The following is an 18,804-nucleotide window of genomic DNA, read 5'->3' as shown; positions in this document are numbered from 1 at the left end:
AAGAGGGCGCTGGTCACCATTCTATCCCCAGCATCATACAGTTCAGACCGCTGCCTATCCCCAGGAATGCCACCCGGTCGCCAGGCAGCAGGATATCCCGCTCCACCGCCAACGCTGCGGTCAGCGGCAGGGAGACAGTACCCATGTTGCCCAGGAATTCATAGGTGGTGAAGTCCTTGTCGGCAGGCACCCCCAGGGTCTTCAGGATCATGCTCTGGTGGGCTGAGCCGACCTGGTGGCAGATCACCCGGTCAACCTGTTCCGCCTTCCAGCCCACATGGGGCAGAAACGCCTCCCAGGTGCGGCGCCCCAGCTCCACGCCATGGTTCATGACATTGACCCCGTCAGTGGCCATGGACTGCTGGTAACCGCCCTTACCGTCCGGCCCCACTCCCCACAGGCAGAGGTTGTGGTGCTGCGGAGCTGCCTTGGTGATGCCGCCCAGTAGCCGATGGGGGGCACTGCTGCCGAATGAACCATCGGTCAACAGCACTGCCACGGCACCGGAACCACCGGTCAGGGTGGCAAGGGAATGGGCAAAATGCTGCATGTTGCGTTCTTCCAGCATCTTGGCAATCATGACCTCATTGATCTCGCGTGCTGATTCGCAGGAAACCACCAGACCGGCCTTGATCTGGCCCAGCTCGATCCGGTTGGCCATGTCCAGGATGCCGTTTAACACCCCCAGGCAGGCGTTGGAAAGGTCAAAGATCGCCACATCACCGCTGATCCCCAGGCCGTCTGCCACCCGGCAGGCGGTGGCCGGTTCAAACTGCTCACGGCAGACGCCGGTGTAGACCAGGGCGCCGATCTCGCTGGCGGCAATACCGGCGCTGAGCAGCGCCTTGCGGGCTGCCATGATGGCGCCATGGGAAAGCGGGTAGCCCGGCTCCCACCAGCGCCGCTCACGGATACCGGTCAAGGCCTGCAACTGGCCCGGTGCAATCCGCAGTTCGCGGTAGAGCGGCTCCAGCCGTGCCTCAAGATCACTGCTGGAAACCACCACCGGCGCCAGTTCGTATTCCAACGCCTCAATTACTACCTTCTGATACTTCATGTCAGGGATTCCATTCTCACGGTAAAATCAATCATCTGATAGATCAGCTTGTCATCCACGGCCAGGAAACCGCTGGCAGTCATCAGCTGCTGCTGATCATCCACTGCAGTGATCCAGGCGGTGACCCGGACCTGCTTGTTTGAAGGCACCACCTGGCCGCGGTAGAGCCAGCGGTGCTTCTGCTGCAGGGCCACGCTGGAGATGATAGTGCCTTCCTGCCAGCCCCAGCGTTCAACAGCCGCAAACTTCAACAACTGCTGGAATGACTCCAGCCCCAGAGAACCGGGGGTAACCGGGTCCTCAAAGAAGTGTGCCTTAAAGAACCATTCCTCAGGATCAACCTGTTTAATCCCCTGCAGGTAGCCCAGCCCAGCCGGGCCGCCATCGGCCACGTACAGCTCGATCCTGTCGATCATCCGCAGCTGCCGGTCTGGGAACGGGGCGTTGGTTGGATAGTCAAGGCTGCGGCCCCGGTCAATTTCCGCCTCTGACGGCTGGTAGGGCTGGGCATCGCGGATACCGACCTGGTTGGCCAACGCCTCCTTTGAGAAGAACCCGAACATGGTCTGGCCTTCGTAGATCAGCCCCTGGCTGTCAGCCACGCTAAAGTCAAACTCCTGGATGATCATGCCGCCGCTGGTGGCCACCTTGGTCATGGTGGCACTGCAGGTCAGGGTGCCGCTATCCGGGGTCACGGGGCGGTGCTGGATGGCACTGCCGCCCAGGTTGCGGAACGAGATGTCGTTGGGGGTAGTCAGGGCTGAGCCCACATAGGCTGCCAGCCAGCCGCAGGGCTGCAGGGCTGCCTCCAGAAGCACACAGAACGGCATACGGGGCTGACGTTCCACCCCAAAGAACCAGGCGTCAGACGGCAGGTCGTACTGGGCCTCGGCTGCGGCTCCGGCCTTCATCTGCCACGGCTCACCGGTGACTGCGGTGACCCGGTCCATGAACTGGAACGGCGGGCCGGGCAGACGGGCGATCTTGCGCTGCTGGTCAAAGACCAGGTAGCGGTCGCCAAAGCCTTCCGAGGGGTTGCCGTTGCTATATGCAAGAATTTGCTCTTTTGTGTAGATGGCTGGCTTGATATAGCTGGCCGGACTGCTGTTACGTCCCTGCCAGAGCTGTTCAAGTTGCTGCCTGGTGGTGCCGGTCAGGCGGGCCGACATGCTGGTGATCTCCACAATCGGCTTGCCATCGGCATACATCAGGGCATCCACAATCACATACGGTTCCGGGCGATAGCCGATCTCGCGGATGGTGACCTCATAGGTGACCACTTTGGTGGTCTCCAGTACCTGACCACGGCAGCAGAGCTTGCTGGCCACCCCGGGCACCGGCTCCCAGACCGCATGGCTCGCTTCAGCCACCCAGCCGATCCGCAGCAGCAGAATCCGCAGGGTATGCATGCAGCACTCGTACATCAGGGTGCCGGGCATGACCCGGTCATCCACAAAGTGGCAGGTGATGAACCAGTCATCCGGGTGAATATCCGCCTCAGCCCGGATCATTCCCTGGCCGTAGCGTCCACCATGGGGGATGATCTCATTGACCCGGTGTACCAGACGCATCCTGTTGCCCGGAATGGTCAGGGGCTGCTTGATAGCCAGGCCGCTGAACAAAGGACCAAAGCAGCCGGCCAGATCACCCTGGCGCAGTTTGTCAAGCTGCTCAGCCGTGAACCCTTCCCGCTTCAGGGGTACCAGATCCTGCCAGTCAGCCGGTCTGATCCCTGTTGTTGGACGCGGGTCAACCAGTGGTCTGACAATCCCTTTACCGGCCTCAAGGGCGGCGGATGAGAAGAACCCGGCGCAGCCGTCCCGCATGGAGAGCAGCGGCTCACCAGCCACGGTTGCCTCAAAGAAGAAGCGGAACAGCCAGGTGTCGCCCTGGCGGAAAAAACGCTCAATCCGGATATCATAGTTGATGGTCTCACCAGGGCCGGGCAGACCACGGTGGAAGGTCACCACCGCATCCAGCAGACGGTAAACCGCCAGTCCTCTGGTGATGAAGTCGATCCCCAGATACCCGGACAGGAACAGGTCGGCCTGACCCGCCTCAACCGCGATACAGGTCGGTATCCGGCCACCATCCAGGTACCAGGCATGGGGAAAGATGTCATGCTCGGTGATCACCCGGCCATTGGTCATGGAGCGTGGCTCACCCTCGACCCGGATAATCCGGTCCACCAGCATCAGCGGCTCATCCGGCAGGCGTACCCGGGTAGGGAAACTATCCACCTCGGCAAACTGCGGCCCCAGCATCGTGCTGACCTTCCCGATGGCGAACTCCAGGCACATCTCACGGTTAAAGGCAACCCCCCAACCCCCCTTGTCAGGAGCGCTTAAAGGCTTTTCTCCTCCCCTGACAAGGGGAGGACGGGAGGGGTTTGCGGGCTGGAGTGGGTTTGTCTCTGCATCATCACCCAGGGCCTGTTGCAGGCCGGCCTGGAGCACCAGGGCCTGTGCCATGGATTGGGTCAGGCTGTTGCTGAGGTTCAAGAACGCCTCGTGGGCTGCAATCTGGGCAGCCTGGGCCTGACTGAACTCCTGCAACAGGGTAGCATAGTTAGAAGAAGTAACCCCCCATCCCCCCTTGTCAGGGGGGCTAGAAACAGGTTGTGCTCCCTCCCTGACAAGGGAGGGTCGGGGAGGGTTAGAGGGGACTGATTCTGCATGGATTGTCACCGGCGGTTGCGGCGGATGAAACGGTTTACCACCGACAGCCAGCCGGACCTGTGGGCTGTTGCTTGTGACCTGGGTTGCAAGCGGCTCAGCCATGCAGAGTGGTGACAGGTCCAGCGGCACCCGCTCGGCAATCAGGCTGGCCAGCAGCCGCAGCAGGGTCAGTACCTGATCCTGGCCGTTGAAACAGGCGGAACGGGCCAGGTGCGGGCGTCCATCCAGGATCCGGCTGATCATCCTGCTGCAGGAGTTGCCGGGCCCCATTTCCAGAAACAGTCGCACGCCATCACGGTAGGCAGCCTCAATGGTGGCCGGATAATCAATCCCGTGCAGTGCCTGATCCAGGATCGCTGCGGCGCAGTTCTCGCGGGTCGGTTCAAAACGATCCCCCTTGGCGCCACTGTAGAAGGTCACCCCCGGGGGCGGGCTGGTCGTAAACAGGTGCAGGTCATGGTACGGGGTTGCCACCGGTCGGGCCACTTCGCAATGCACGGTGGTCACACCGTAGAGCGGGAAGAAGTGGCAGCCCAGACGGCTGACCAGCTCGGCAACTGCAGCGCTGTCACCACCCACCACGCATTCATCAGGGGTATTGATGATCAGCAGATAGACCTGCGACAATGCGCTGAGCTGTGCCCGTACCTGATCAGCCGGGGCCATCACGACCCCCAGGCTCCAGTTGACCTGCTGGTCATCCGGCAGCCCCCAGGCGGTCCGGGCTGCCCGGCACTCACCGGCCAGGTCATGGGTAAACAGGGTTGATTGCTGCATCCGGCTGTACATCAGGTCGCGATCCACCCAGGTGCGGGTGGAGAACAGGGCGGCTGACTCACCCAGGCTGTAGCCGATCACACTGCCGGGGCTGATGCCGAAGCTGCGCACCAGGTCACTGACACCGCAGCCGGTGGCCACCTGGCCAAAGATCACGGCCCGGTGGTTGTCATTGATCAGGGCACTCTCGTTGCCGGACCAGAATAGATCCGGCTGGAACTGATTTTTCAACCAGCGGTTTTCTGTGTCCTGCTGCCGCAGAACCTCGGGCCAGCAGCAAAACAGATCCCTGGCCATGGCAGGGTAATGATTGCCGGAGCCGGGGAACACAAAGGCGATCCGTCCCTGGCTGACCAACGGTTCCCTGCTGTAGAACAGCCGGTCCCGCAGGCCGGGCTGGATCTCGACAGAGTCGGCAGCCTGCCGCAGGGTCTGCCGGCCCTGCTCAATCAGTTGCTCAAGCTGGTCTGCATCGGCCGCCACCAGTGCCATCCCTTGCGGTTGTACCGACTGCAGGGTGATCCTGCTGCAGTATTCAGATGCCAGCCCTGCCAGCTCCAGCCTGCTACCGGCAGTGGCGCGGCAACGCTGCTGCAGCAGATCCAGCTCTGCTGACAGCTCGGCACTGCTGTTGGCAACCAGCGGAAAGAGCAGCTCCTGACACGGTCCCAACGGCGCATGCCGTCTGGCAGCATCTGCAGCGGGCTGCTGATCCCACCCTTCCAGCACCACGTGGCTGCAGGAACCGTCAACGCCGCAGACCGATACACCGGCCCGGCGCGGACCGGCTTCCCGGTTACGCAGCCAGTAGCGGGGGGTGGTTGCCAGCTGCAGCGGTCCGTTGGCCAGTTCCGGGCAGGCCGTCTCAGTGCCGCCGGCAGCCGGGATGATCTCCTGATACAGGGCAAGGCAGCCCCGCAGCAGTGATGCCAGGCCGGATACGGCACCGGTATGGCCGATGGCCCCCTTGACGCTGCCCAGCACTGTTGCATCAGCAGCGTCGGCAAAGAAACGGGTCAGCTCCTCTGCCTCAAGCCGGTCCTGTTCGGGATTGGCATCAGCCGTGGCCTCAAGCAGGTCAATGCTGGCCGGGGCAACGCCGCTATCCTGATAGGCACGCTGCAGGGCATGGTTGTACCCCCCCCATCCCCCCCCTACATTAGGGGGGGGCGAGGGGGGGGTACCGTTACTGGAACCGATGCCGCGGATCACGGCATAGATCCGGTTGCCGGCGGCCTCTGCATCGGACAGCCGTTTCAGCACAAAGGCGCAGGCACCTTCGCCAATGACCGTGCCATCAGCCTGGCTGTCAAAGGGGCGGCACTGACCGCTGGCAGAAAAAGGGCGTACCGCATGCTGGCCCAGCACTGCCCGCAGATCACCGGCCAGATCAACCGCACCGACCACGGCCTGATCCAGTTCTCGTTGCTGCAGCATCCTGACAGCGGTTTCAAGGGCTCGGATACCGGAGCTCTCTTCACTGGAAAGGGTAAAGCTGGGGCCGCCGATCTTGAACTCACGTGCAATCCTGCTGGCCACAATGTTGCCCAGGCTGCCCATGGTCCGGTTGGCGTTCAGGGCAGGGCTGATGCTGTCCCGCAGCCTGGCGGTCCAGTCTGCCAGCTCGTTTTCAGTCAGCTGCCGTCCCAGCCGGTCTGCCCAGATTCTGGCCTGCTGCTGCATGGGCCAGCGCAGGGAAAACCCGGTGCTGTTCAGGTCAAAGGCGATCCCGATCATCACCCCGGTAGCGGGGTTGTCCTGTTTGTCCAGACCGGCATCCTGCAGGGCATTGGCAGCGGTCTGCAGCATCAGCAACTGCTGGGGCTGCATCTCTTCCATCTCCTTGGGAGGGATGCGGAAACGGTTGTTGCCGACCCTGACCTGATCCATGAACCAGCCGGTGAACGGTGTCCGGTCAAGCCCCTGCTGTTTGAACCAGGCTCGCTGTTCAACACCCCACCAGCGCTTGTCGGGAGTGGTTGGGGCCACGGCGTTGCTGCTGCCTCCCAGCACCCGCTGCTGCACTGCCTGCAGACCCTGCCAGGGACCAAAGGAGGCGTCCAGGCCAACAATGGCAATCGGCTCTGAGGGGGGGAGGTTGATTGCACTGCTTGTGGGCTGCTCTGTCCGGGGGAGCCACTCTTCCACCAGCAGGTGGGCATTGATGCCGCCAAAGCCAAAGGCGCTGACTGCAGCACGGCGGGGGATGGTTTCGCCACGGCGTTGCCACGGCTCTGCACGGGTCAACACCTTGAACGGGCTTTGTTCCAGTTGCATGCCGGGCTGGGGGACAGAGAAGTTTGCAGTAGGTGGCAGGGTTGCATGCTGCATGGCCAGCAGCACCTTGGTCAGGGCTGCTGCCCCGGCAGCGGTCAGCAAATGGCCGATGTTGGACTTGACCGAACCGATCACGCAGTTTTGGCGGGAGTCGCTACCCTGCCAGAGTTCCTTCAGGCTGGCCACCTCCACTGCGTCGCCAACCGGGGTGCCGGTGGCATGGCATTCAATCAGGTCAACATCCTGCGGTTGCCAGCCGGCCCGTTGGTAGGCTGCCCGCATGGCGCGCAACTGACCCTCTGACATCGGTGCCAGCAGGCTGCCGCCCACGTCATTGGAAAGACCCACTGCCCGGATGACGCCGTAGATCCGGTCGCCACTGGCCACGGCATCGCTGGTGCGCTTCAGCAGGAAGATACCGGCCCCTTCGCCGGTTAAGAGGCCGTCGCCGGCCGCATCAAAGGGCGAGCAGATCCCGCGCTTTGACAGGGCGCGCAGCTGGCTGAAGCCCATCTGGGTGTAGAGCGGATCAGGCCGGGAAAGCCCGCCGGTCAGCATGGCATCGGCGCGGCCGGAGAGCAGCTCATCCATGGCCAGCTTGATGGCATACAGTGATGAGGCGCAGGCGGCATCAAGGGTGTTGGTGACCCCGCCCAGCCCGAGTTGTTGAGCAAGTACGCCGGCCGGAAGACCGGCCAGATAGCGGTTAAGCGGAGAGGTGGGAATTGGATCGGAAGCCTGTCCGACAACCTGCTCTTCAAAGCTGCGGCCAAGCCAGTTGCGGGCCAGCAGTGAGGAGGTCTCGGACGGCAGGGCCAGATTGCCGATGATCACCCCGACCCGGGAAAGGTCAAGGTCTGCGGTCCGGCTGTCGCTGAAGGCCTTTCTGCCTGCGCTGACCAGGACATGAAACAGCGGATCGAGGCCATCCAGCTCGGGCAGCTGCGGGGTCTGGTCCAGAAAACAGCCACGGGTGGTGTAGAGGTGATCCTGCTTGCCCACCTCCGGGTCAAAGAGCTCTTCCGGGGCCACCTGCCAGCGTCCTGGCGGCACCTCGCGGACAGCGCTGTTCCCGCTACGGATCAGCTCCCAGTAGCGGATCAGATCCGGTGCGTCAGGAAAGAGTGCGCCGATTCCGACTATGGCAACCGTGCTGCTGTAATCCTGCATCAGGCCGCTACCAGGGCAGCCGCCTGTCCGGCCTGCGGCAACTGATTACGCTGGAAGGCCTGCTGCAGCGAGGCGTCAATGACGCATTCGTATCCTTCCAGGCGGGCAATCAGCTTGCCGTTTGCCCGCTCAAGGAATTCAACGTCGGCAACAGCGCTGTGGCTCTGCTGCGAGGTGACCCTGATCACCACCTGAGCGCCATCCTTGGGGAAGGACTCATGGAACTGGCGGTAGCGGCCGGCAAAGGAGGGCAGTGAGCCGGCACCGAACCGCTCAAAGCTCCAGAGGATCATCATCTGGAAGGCGCTGTCAACCACCAGCGGGTCAGTCAGCCAGTTGCTGCGCAGCGGTTGCTTGATCCAGTTACCAGGCAGGGGAGCCGCCTTGACCAATGCGGCTATCCCTTTGTCGGAACAGCCGATCACCTGCTCAATACCGTGCAGGTCAGGACCGTGGAACAGGTAGGGCTGGTCATAGACCGCACTGCTCTGGTTGTAGGGACTGCTTGGCAGTTCCTTGATGATGCGGATTCCTTCCGGCAGCTTGTTTGCCAGAACGATCTCTGCCCGGGCATGCAGTTGGCTGCGTCCTTCTCCCAGACTGCTGACCAGTTCCACCGGCACGGTGTAAAAGGCGTCCTGACGCTTGGCCTTGCCTGCCATCAACTGCAGGCTGCAGGGGGTGGAACGGTCAATGATCACCCCTTTGCAGATCCGCAGATCATTGAAACCGTGGAAGCGGAAACCGGGATTGCCATGCAGGGCAGCGTGGGCCAGCCATTCCACAATCATGGCCATCGGCAGCACCGCCTTGTTGTCAATGACATGGGAGCTGATGAACGGGAAATCATCCACGTTCAGGGTCAGCCGCAGCGCCTTTTTGAGCGGTGCAGCAGGTTTCGGGGCATCAATGGACAGAGCGGCCCCTTTGACACCGGCCAGCACCGTGACTTCAACCGGGCCGGCTGGCGCGGCGATCTCCTGCACCAGCAGGTCTGCACCGGCCTGCAGCGGGATCAGGCCGATCCCTTCGGCGGCAAAGACCTTTTTCAGGGCCGGGGTGACCATGCCGCCATCCCAGGGGCCCCAGTTGAGGCAGAGGGAACGGCAGTTCACTCGACGGCGTGCCTCTCCTTGAGCCAGTTTGTTCAGTACCTCGTTGGCCACAGCATAATCCACCTGGCCGGAACGTCCCAGGCGGCCGGTGGTGGAGCCGAACAGGGCGATGAAGCGCAGCTCATCGGTGCGGGTGGCATCCAGCAGCGAACGCAGGCCAACCACCTTGGTGCTGTAGACCTGGTTAAACTGCTCCCTGGTCTTGTCAACGATCAGGCGGTCAGCCAGCACACCGGCACCATGCACCAGACCGCGGATCTGGCCATGCTCCTTCCGCAGGTCGGCCAGCAGGTCAGCCACGGCCTGATGGTCGCGGATATCCACTGAGCAGTAGAGCGATCTGCCACCCACCGCCTGGATCTGTGCCATGGTTTCCCGCAGCTCTCGACCGGCAATTGTGGCCTGATAACGTTCCTCTATCTCCCGGGGATGCAGTTTTTCTGTGGCATGGGTCAGGATTGCCCGCTTGATGCCGGCCTCATCGGTTATGCCCTGCAGCCAGTCCGGTTCCTGCTCCGGCAGGGGACTGCGTCCCAGCAGCACCAGCAGCGGTTGCCAGGCCTTTGCCATGGCCACCGCAGCAGCGGCAGTCACACCCCGTCCGCCACCGGTGATGACCACCGGTTCACCCGGCCGGACCGGTGCCGCTGCGGTTGCAGCCAGTTCAGGCAGGTCCTGCAGGGTCAGGCTGATCCGCTGCCCTGCTGACAGCCCCACCTCAATCGGTCCGTTCAGGAACAGCTCTGCGGCAACTGCCTGTACCGCAGCAGACCGGTCAGGGAAGAGCCCCAGATCAATCGCCTTGCAGGCCACTTCCGGCCATTCGTGGCGGGCGGTCTTGCTCATACCTGCCAGGCCGCCTGAGAGCGGATCAATCAATGGGGCTTCAGTGCAGCCAAAGGCACCATCCAGGCGTGAAATAGTAGCAAACAGGGCGCCACCTTCGCGGCTGGCCCGTTTCAGGCCGGGGGCCATCTGCTTCAACAGTTGGAACCCGTTTTTCAGAAAGGCATCATCAGTGCCGTCAGCCGGCGCGACCAGCACCAGGCCAGCCACCTGATCCATGGGCAGCAGTTCCAGGATATCCAGGACCTTGGTCAGGATCACGCCGTGCCCCTGACTGGTCAGGCAACTGCACAGCTCGGCAGAGAAGCCGGAGCCATCATCGGTCACTACGATCACCCCGTTTTGCGCCAGGCTGATGGGCTCAGACAGGGCTGTAACGGGCGTTGCCATAATCTGGCTGCGGTTCAGCACAGCCTGGGCCGCTGACGGGGCGGTCTGAACAGGCGCTGCTGCCTGAAGCGGTGCAACCGCTGCAGTACCGGCACTCAGGTAGTCGGCGATCTGTCCCAGGGTGTTCAGCACACCCAACTGGTCAGGGCCGATCACCGGCGCTGTGGGCAGCCGTTCCTGCAGGGCGGAGAGGATCTCGACCCGCTTGATGGAGTCGATTCCCAGGTCGGCATCCATGCTCATGGTCAGTTCCAGCATCTCAACCGGATAGCCGGTCTTTTCGCTGACCACTGCCAGCATGGTCTCACTGATGTTTGACGCTGCTGGCTGAGCTGTGCTGACAGCTGGAGCAAGCGCAGCTGTGGGGGCTGCTCCTGCTCCGAGATAGTCGGCGATCTGTCCCAGGGTGTTCAGCACACCCAACTGGTCAGGGCCGATCACCGGCGCTGCGGGCAGCCGTTCCTGCAGGGCTGAGAGGATCTCGACCCGCTTGATGGAGTCGATCCCCAGGTCGGCATCCATGCTCATGGACAGCTCCAGCATCTCAACCGGGTAGCCGGTCTTCTCGCTGACCACTGCCAGCATGGTCTCGCTGATGTTTGATGCTGCCGGCTGAGCTGTGTTGACAGTAGTAGCAACCGCAGCTGTGGGGGCTGCTCCTGCCCCGAGATAGTCGGCGATCTGCCCCAGGGTGTTCAGTACACCCAGCTGGTCAGGACCGATCACCGGCGCTGCGGGTAGCCGTTCCTGCAAGGCGGAGAGGATCTCGACCCGCTTGATGGAGTCGATCCCCAGGTCAGCATCCATACTCATGGTCAGTTCCAACATCTCAACCGGATAACCGGTCTTTTCACTGACCACAGCCAGCATGGTTTCGGTGATGGCGCTGGATACCTGCGGCACAGGCGTTGAAGCAGGTGCTGCATCAGCAGCTCCGGCCCCCAGATAGTCGGCAATCTGTCCCAGGGTGTTCAGCACGCCCAACTGATCAGGGCCGATTACCGGTGAAGAGGGCAGTCGCTCCTGCAGAGCGGAGAGGATCTCGACCCGCTTGATGGAGTCGATCCCCAGATCAGCATCCATGCTCATGGACAGTTCCAGCATCTCCATTGGGTAGCCGGTCTTTTCGCTGACCACTGCCAGCAGGGTCTCGCTGACGGCAGTGGAGACCGGCTGTGCAGCAACAGGGGCTGGTTGAGCAATAACCTGAGCCTGAACCGGCTGGGGCTGTACAACTGGTGCAGGCATGACCGGTGCAGCCGTGCTGACAGATGCAAGCGGCATGGCCGGCATGATCGCCATACCACCCTGCAGAACCTGTTGCTGCTGGGAAAGCAGGGTCTGGATGGTGCGGGAGGCGGTCTCCTGTCCTTCCAGAAAACGGCGGTGCAGTTGGGCGGTCTCTTCCTGCATCCGTTGCAGCACTGCCATCCCTTCACGGGTCACCCGCAACGATTCTGCCAGGGCATCGCGGGAGGCAGCCGGTGGAGCTGCCTGAACAGTCTGCGGTGCCGGGGCAACCGGTATGCTACTGGCCGGCTGTGCAGCGCTGACCGGCTTGGGGGGCACTGCAGGCCGCTTGGGCTTGGGCTTGACATAGTTGGCGCCGCAGAGCGGAACCACCAGTAGCGGCTTTTTGGCAGGCGCTGCAGGGGCGTGGTAGCCCTGATCCCAGAGCTGGAGATTGATCTCAAGGCCAAGCACACTCAGCTGCGCAAGGCAGCGTCCCAGGTCAACCAGACCGTTACGCTTGCCGTTGGAGCTGTCCAGGGCCACGCAGCTATGTTCCCTGTCCCCGAGGATCGCCTTGACCAGACCGGACAGGCGGGCACCGGGGCCGACCTCGACAAAACAACGGATGCCGGCAGCGTACATCGCCTCAATCTGGCCCACAAACTCAACCGGGCGGGCCAGCTGGCCAGCCAGCAGTTCCTTGGCAGCAACCATGTCAGCCGGGTAGGGGGCGGCACTGCTGTTGGCATAGACCGGCATGCTGCCGCTGCCCCACCGGATATCTGCCAGGCCGGCCAGAAACGGTGCTGCAGCATCAGCCACCAGCGGGCTGTGGAAGGCAGCAGCAACCGGCAACTGTTTACAGGTCAGTGTGCGGCTCTTGCAGGCAGCTTCGGCCAGCTTGATCTGGTCGGTTGCGCCGGACAGGACCGCCTGGGTCGGGGCGTTGCGGTTGGCAATCACCAGGGTGATCTTTTCCTCAGCCAGCATCTGCTCAACCGCGGCCAGGGGGGCTGAAACTGCCAGCATTCCGCCCTTGTCGCCGGAACCCTCGGCCATCAGGGAGCCGCGCAAACGGGACAGGCTGTGGAAGGAACTCTCATCCAGCAGGCCTGCAGCACACAAGGCGGTCAGTTCACCATAGCTGTGGCCAGCCGCAGCGGCAGCCTTCAGGCCGAACGTCTCCAGCAGGCGCAGGGCACCCAGGCTGACCGCACCAATGGCTGGCTGGGCGATCTGGGTAGCACGCAGTTCAGCCTCCTGCTGCTCAGCTGCCCCCTGCTCAAAGCGATCAGCAGGGTAGATCAGGTCGGTCAGGCCGGGTGTTGTGGTTTCAGCCTGTTCAAGGCTGTCCAGCAGTTGGGGGAAGGCGCAGGCCAGATCCCGCAGCATACCCACATACTGGGCTCCCTGGCCGGGGAACAACAGGCCGGGTTGGGCAACAGCAGCACCGGTGGCATAACAGATGCCATCCGGAGTGGTCCAGTTGGCGTCAGGTTGCTTGGCCAGCATGGTTTGAGCAGTCTGCAGCAGGCTGCCCAGATTGGAACTGCGTTCAACGGTCAGGGCCAGACGGCAGGCTGCCTTTGGATCAAAAGCGGCCCGCAGGCCGGCTGCCTTGGCACGCAGGTCATTCCAGGCCATATCAGCAGAAAGACTGGTAAGTTGTGCGGTCAGACCGGCTGCATCAGCGCCGCTGAAGGTCAGCACCTGTACCGAACCATCCCATTCTGCAGCCTCCTGCAGGGGGCGGTACTCTTCCAGAATGGTGTGGAAGTTGGAACCGCCAAACCCGAAGGCGCTGACACCGGCACGGCGGGGGCTGTTGTTACGGGTAATCCAGGGCCGTTTGCGGGTGGTGATATAGAAGGGGGTGCGGCCAGCGGTGACCTCATCCTGTGGTTTGGTGACCTTGATGGTGGGGGGTATGACCCGGTGATGCAGGGCCAGGGCAGCCTTGATCAGGCCTGCAGACCCGGCAGCAGCCTTGGCATGGCCGATCTGGGACTTGACCGAGCTGATGGCGCACCAGGGCTGGTCCGCCTCACCAAAGATCTCCCGTGCTGCCGCGACCTCAACCGCATCGCCCACCTTGGTGCCGGTGCCGTGGGCCTCCAGCAGGCCGATGCTGTCCAGGCTGACCCCGGCATTGGCGCAGGCGTTCAGGATAGCCTTTTGCTGTCCCTGGGCACTTGGGGTGTAGATCGCCTCACCCTTGCCGTCGCTGGAGGAGCCGATGCCGCGGACAACTGCGTAGATTTTGTCGCCATCCCGTTCTGCATCCGCCAGACGCTTCAAGACCACCAACCCCAGGCCTTCGCCCAGGATGGTGCCGTCGGCAGAAACATCAAACGGCTTGGCATTGCCGGTGGCTGAAAGAGCCGGGGTCTTGCTGAAGCAGGTATACATGAAGATGTCGTTAAAGGTATCCACCCCGCCGGTCACCACCATATCAGCAGCACCGGTGGTCAGCTCCATCCCGGCCAGATGCAGGGCACTGAAGGAACTGGCGCAGGCAGCATCCACCACGCAGTTGGTGCCGCCCAGGTCGTACTGTTTGCTGATCCGCCCTGCCACCACGTTGCCCAGCAGTCCGGGAAAGGAGTTTTCCTGCCAGCCCACATAGGAGTCGGCAATCCGCTGTACCACATCCTCGGCCACATCCGGCGCCACACCGGCATCCTTCAAGGCCTCGCGCCAGCGGGGGTGGCCCAGGCGGGCACCCAGCGGAATCACCATCTCCAGCGCACCGGTAACCCCCAGAATCACGCTGACCTTGCTGCGGTCAAACTGCTTGTCTGATCCGTAGCCTGCATCCTGCAACGCCTGACCGGCAGCCACCAGACCAAGCAGTTGCGAGGTGTCAATCGCCTCCAGCGAGTTGGGGGGGATGTTGTATTCCATCGGGTTGAACGGCACTTCAGACAGGAAACCTCCGCGCTTGCCATAGGTCTTGTCCGGGGTCTTGGGATTGGGATCGTAGAGGTCATCCACGCGCCAGTGGGATGCAGGAATCTCGGTGATGGCATCCACGCCTTCGCGGATGGTGGCCCAGTAGGCGGCCTTGTCCTCTGATTTGGGAAAGAGGCAGCCGATGCCGATAATGGCCAGTGGTGCTCCGGCAGTGGTAAGGGTGCGATCCTGTTCTGATTGTTTCACGCGAGAAACTCCTTGATCTCCGGTTTCGTCATTGGGGAGCTGTTGCTGCCCCCGGTAAAGCGTTGCAGGTTGGCACGGCTGATGGCTGCCGCACCCTCCAGAATGTTACGGGCCACACAGGCTGCACGGCGGTTGGCAGGCACCTCCAGCGGGCTGCCCTTGACCCATTCGTTAAAGGCCCCCATGGCGGGACCGCACCAGACCTGATAATCAATGGTCCGTTTGGGGTCGCCATCCTTGGCCCAGTGGGCGGCCTGCCCCAGGTACCAGCGGAACACCAGTGCCATGCGATGTTTGGGATCACGCTCGGCCCGCTCCACCTGACGCGGGTCCCGCTGCAGAAAGAAGCTGCGGGTCTGTTGCCAGATCTGCTCCAGCGGTGTCAGAAAGACGGTCTTTTCCAGTTTTTCCCGTTCTGGTGCCGGGATCGCCTCAAGGCTGGCATGGCCGCGGTACAGCTCAAACAGCTTGGCTGCCCGCATGGCAAACATGGTGCCGCGCTTTAACACCTGCACCGTGACCCCCATCTCGAACATGTCGGCTGCCGGTGCCATGGTTACATCAGCCTGACGGGTCTCTGCCAGCATGCTGCGAACGGCATCGGAGGTGCCGGATTCAACGCAGGCTTGATGCACCGAGCCGACCATGATCCAGGCGGCACCCATGCTGAAGGCTGCTGCTGCCGACTGGGGGGTGCCGATGCCGCCACCCAGGCCGACCCGCAGTGCCAGCGGGTAGTTGTGCAGCTGTTGCATCCGCTGGGCCACCGACTGGATGGTGGGCAGCAGGGTCAGGGCCGGCCGGTTATCGGTATGACCGCCGGAATCGGCCTCGGCCGTAATATCCTGCGCCATCGGGATTTTACGGGCCAGTTCCGCCTGTTCAGCAGTGAGCAGTCCCTGTTGCAGCAGGCTGTTGATCAGTTTTTCCGGGGCAGGGGAGAAGAATTTTTCAGCCAGTTCCTCGCGGGAGACCTTGGCGATGATCCGGTTGGGGGTGACGATGCTGCCATCGGCACCACGATGGATGCCATGCAGGCGGTAGCGTACCAGCGGCAGGGTCAGGGCCAGGAAGGCCGAGGCCTCCACCAGCTGCACCCCTTTGCGGATGTACAGCTCTGCCAGGGCTGCCTCAAGATCAGGCTCCTGGGGGGAATGGATCAGGTTACAGCCGAACGGGACGTTGCTGGCCAGCAGCTGGTCAACAGCCGCCTCAACCGCTGCCAGCGGCAGTCCGGCAGCGCCAAAGAAGCCCAGCATGCCTGCCTTGCCAAGTGCAATTGCCAGGGGTACCGAACTGATCCCCTTGGCCATGGAGCCACCCAGGTACGGGTAGCGGATGCCGAGCTCCTGACAGAAGCCGGTGTCTCCCAGCTGCTCCGGTACAATCCGGTCGAGCTGTTCCTCAAGCGGTGCGATGAATGGGTTCAAGGGCTGTTTCCTGCCTTTATCAGAAGCCTGTCGGACTTAGGGTAAATCTGCTGCAAATTTGCCCGGACGGTTCATATCTCGCCGTTTTTTCAGTCAATAGAATAACTATTGACTGAAAAAACGACAAAATCTGCCCTCGCCCAGTCAAATTTTCGCTACGATTTCCTAAATCCGACAGACTCCTAGGCTAATAAAATCAAATGCGTAAAAATATATGAAAATGAATATTTTTTCAAGAAAATTGGCAGGTAATGGCAGATTTCAATTTCAAATCAGGGCTGATTCAAGGCTGTGGGGAGCCGAAGGCAGGCTCCATGAAGGAACGCCTTGCGTTGCAGCCGGAATCAATAATATTCTTCTTCGTAGGCCGGTACCTGATCCAGAAAGCCCGGCAGCTGCTCTGCCTGATCCATGGCCCGGTCAAGATCGGCAATCAGCCGTTCCCGGTCTTTGGGATAGCTGCCGGCCAGGTTCAGGAAGTTGGATACATGGTTGGAGCGCAGGATGGTGCGCTGGGGTGACAGGTGACAGAGCAGTTCCCGCGCCTCCAGCAACAGCTCGCGGTGGTTGCACTGCTCAAGTGAACGGACAAACGGTTCGTTGTGGCGGTGAAAGAGCGTCAGCAGTGAGAAATACTCCGGGTTGACCCGGTTGACCCAGGCGGCGGTGGCTCTGGCATGCTCCAGGCTGCGGTTCCGCCCGGCCAGGCCGAGGATCGCCGTGACTGACAGCTTCATGCCGGCCTGGCGTGCCATCAGTGCCAGCTCAGCCATACGGTTGCTGTCAAAGCCCTTGTTGATCTGTTGCAGGGTGTCATCATCGCCCGATTCCAGGCCGAAATACAGGATCCGCAGCTTCTTCTCCCGCAGCAGCTGCAGCTGCTCTGCGGTCTTGGTGGTCAGGCTGTTGGGTGAGGCATAGGAGCCGATCCGTGTCAGGTGCGGAAAACTGCCGGCAAGCGCATCCAGGATCGTGACCAGTCCCTCAAAGGGATAGACCAGTGCATCGCCGTCGGCCAGAAAGACCCGTTCAACCCGTGTCCGGTAGGCGGCCGGCAGTTCGGCGATCTCAGCCAGTATCTCTGCTGCAGGCCGCAGGTGGAACTGCTTGCCCTTGTACATGCCGCAGAATCTGCACTGGTTTTGGGAGCAGCCCACCGTAATCTGGAAGATCAGGCTGCGGGCTTCACTGGGGGGGCGGAATACCGGTTCAATGTAACGGGGCATGGCTGCATCCTGGGTACAGATGATTTTTGTTCAATCCCTTGACCTGATCTGATAGTAATCAACGAGTCACAATTGGCAACTATTTTACGTCTCCGGGGGTGTTATGAAGGTTCTGGTTGATCTCTGTGTCGTACCGATGGGGGTGGGGGTCTCTGTTTCAAGTTATGTTGCTGCCTGCGAAAAGGTACTGAGCGAGGCAGGGCTGAAGACGGCACTGCATTCCTACGGCACCAACATTGAAGGGGAGTGGGATGCGGTCTTTGCGGCCATCAAACGCTGCCATGAAGTGGTGCATCAGATGGGCGCCCCGCGCATTACCACCACCATCAAGATGGGTACCCGCACTGACCGGGATCAGACCATGGAAGACAAGATCAACAGCGTGCAGGCAAAGCTGGGGTAACCGCCCTGACTGCATGTCTGCACACTTTGCGGGGCCGGGCTGGAGATGGCTGATGCCGGCTATGACGCAGGGCTAGAGCGTGGATTCCGCTGAGGCGCCAGATACCCCCATGGCCCGCTTGACCCTTGACACCAGGGTGACCGCCTTGATCGGCTTACTCATAAAGTCGAAAAAGCCCAGCTCAAAAAGCCTGGCCTCATCATCATCGGTTGTCTTGTCACTGATCAGTATGACCGGTATTGATTTGAGATCATGGATGGCCTTGATCAGCTTGATTAACTGGAAACCATCGAAATTCGGCATCTCTTTGTCTGTCAGCACAACCTGAGGGCGGCTGGCAACGATCTCCTTGTATGCCTCCATGCCATCAGCGGCCAGCAACACCCGATAACCGTTGCTGACCAGAATCTCCTTCAGCATCTCCCGTGTCAGCTTGTCGTCGTCTGCAATCAGGACGGTTTCGGCCTTGGGCTTCTGGATTTGCCTGCCAAGATAATGTTTGCAAAAGGCAGCAAAAAACGCCTCACGGGAAATGACAGCCGGAACAACCGTCATCCCCTGGTTTTTGGCAATGGTCTGCGCCATCCTCATGTCAGTGGGGTCGGTCACTGCCAGCAGCAGGTTGTTGCCTTCCTGACGCAGCGGAAACAGGTTGAATTCAAGTGCCGTCTCAGGCGTAAGCAAGGCCAGCAGCTGCTTGGGGTAGCTGTACTGTTCAATACTGGTCAAATGCTTCATGTTGAACTGTTCAGCCAGCGCCTCAGACAGCTCATTTCCCGTGATCAGTCCCTTGTCCTCCAGAAACCAGCCAAAGCGTTTCTGCTCACGGTTGGCCAGTCTGATCATCCGCTCAACCGTTACCGGTGAAAGGATGCCCTTGTGTACCAGTATTTCTCCCAGCAGCTTTTTTGCCGTCATACATGCACCTGTGAGGTATGGGTCTCTGAAGACAGGTCAGGATCTGTTAGCGCTACTGTCTAACACAAGTTCCTGGATAGGTATAGATGCTATTAATCTGTGGGGACAACGGCCGCTGGACAGTA

7 protein-coding genes are annotated in these 18,804 nt (G+C 61.5%); 1 reads left to right on the top strand and 6 read right to left on the bottom strand.

Going from position 1 to position 18,804, the window contains the following annotated elements:
- Positions 1 to 13: 13 nt before the first annotated feature.
- From FY034_RS10295 to FY034_RS10275, 5 genes are all read right to left on the bottom strand, one after another.
- Positions 14 to 1,057 carry a 3-oxoacyl-ACP synthase III gene (locus FY034_RS10295; RefSeq protein ID WP_265550207.1) on the bottom strand — a complete coding sequence of 348 codons (1,044 nt, stop codon included), beginning with the start codon at positions 1,055 to 1,057 and terminating at the stop codon, positions 14 to 16.
- Complete coding sequence (locus FY034_RS10290; protein WP_265550206.1) at positions 1,054 to 7,959, bottom strand: beta-ketoacyl synthase N-terminal-like domain-containing protein; 6,906 nt, start codon at positions 7,957 to 7,959, stop codon at positions 1,054 to 1,056. Before FY034_RS10290 ends, FY034_RS10295 begins: the two co-directional genes overlap by 4 nt.
- Positions 7,959 to 14,702 carry a type I polyketide synthase gene (locus tag FY034_RS10285; protein WP_265550204.1) on the bottom strand — a complete coding sequence of 2,248 codons (6,744 nt, stop codon included), beginning with the start codon at positions 14,700 to 14,702 and terminating at the stop codon, positions 7,959 to 7,961. The genes FY034_RS10290 and FY034_RS10285 overlap by 1 nt, the downstream gene beginning before the upstream one ends.
- The gene (locus FY034_RS10280; RefSeq protein WP_265550202.1) at positions 14,699 to 16,132 is read right to left on the bottom strand and encodes a PfaD family polyunsaturated fatty acid/polyketide biosynthesis protein; all 1,434 of its coding nucleotides are present in this window, start codon (positions 16,130 to 16,132) and stop codon (positions 14,699 to 14,701) included. The genes FY034_RS10285 and FY034_RS10280 overlap by 4 nt, the downstream gene beginning before the upstream one ends.
- A 344-nt stretch (positions 16,133 to 16,476) precedes the next feature.
- Positions 16,477 to 17,358: a radical SAM protein gene (locus tag FY034_RS10275; RefSeq protein ID WP_265550198.1), complete on the bottom strand. Its 882-nt coding sequence runs from the start codon at positions 17,356 to 17,358 to the stop codon at positions 16,477 to 16,479.
- Positions 17,359 to 17,461: 103 nt separating this feature from the next.
- On the opposite strand from FY034_RS10275, the gene FY034_RS10270 reads away from it, so the two are divergent.
- Entirely contained in the window at positions 17,462 to 17,761 is a 300-nt protein-coding gene (locus FY034_RS10270; protein ID WP_265550195.1) for an MTH1187 family thiamine-binding protein, read from the top strand.
- A 72-nt stretch (positions 17,762 to 17,833) separates the two neighbouring features.
- Here the strand turns inward: FY034_RS10270 and FY034_RS10265 are convergent, their stop codons facing one another.
- Positions 17,834 to 18,679 carry a response regulator gene (locus tag FY034_RS10265; RefSeq protein WP_265550192.1) on the bottom strand — a complete coding sequence of 282 codons (846 nt, stop codon included), beginning with the start codon at positions 18,677 to 18,679 and terminating at the stop codon, positions 17,834 to 17,836.
- Positions 18,680 to 18,804: the final 125 nt, after the last annotated feature.

The sequence above is a fragment of the Trichlorobacter lovleyi genome, assembly GCF_015239775.1.
Classification (GTDB): domain Bacteria; phylum Desulfobacterota; class Desulfuromonadia; order Geobacterales; family Pseudopelobacteraceae; genus Trichlorobacter; species Trichlorobacter lovleyi_B.
This window is presented reverse-complemented; position numbering and strand designations above follow the sequence as displayed.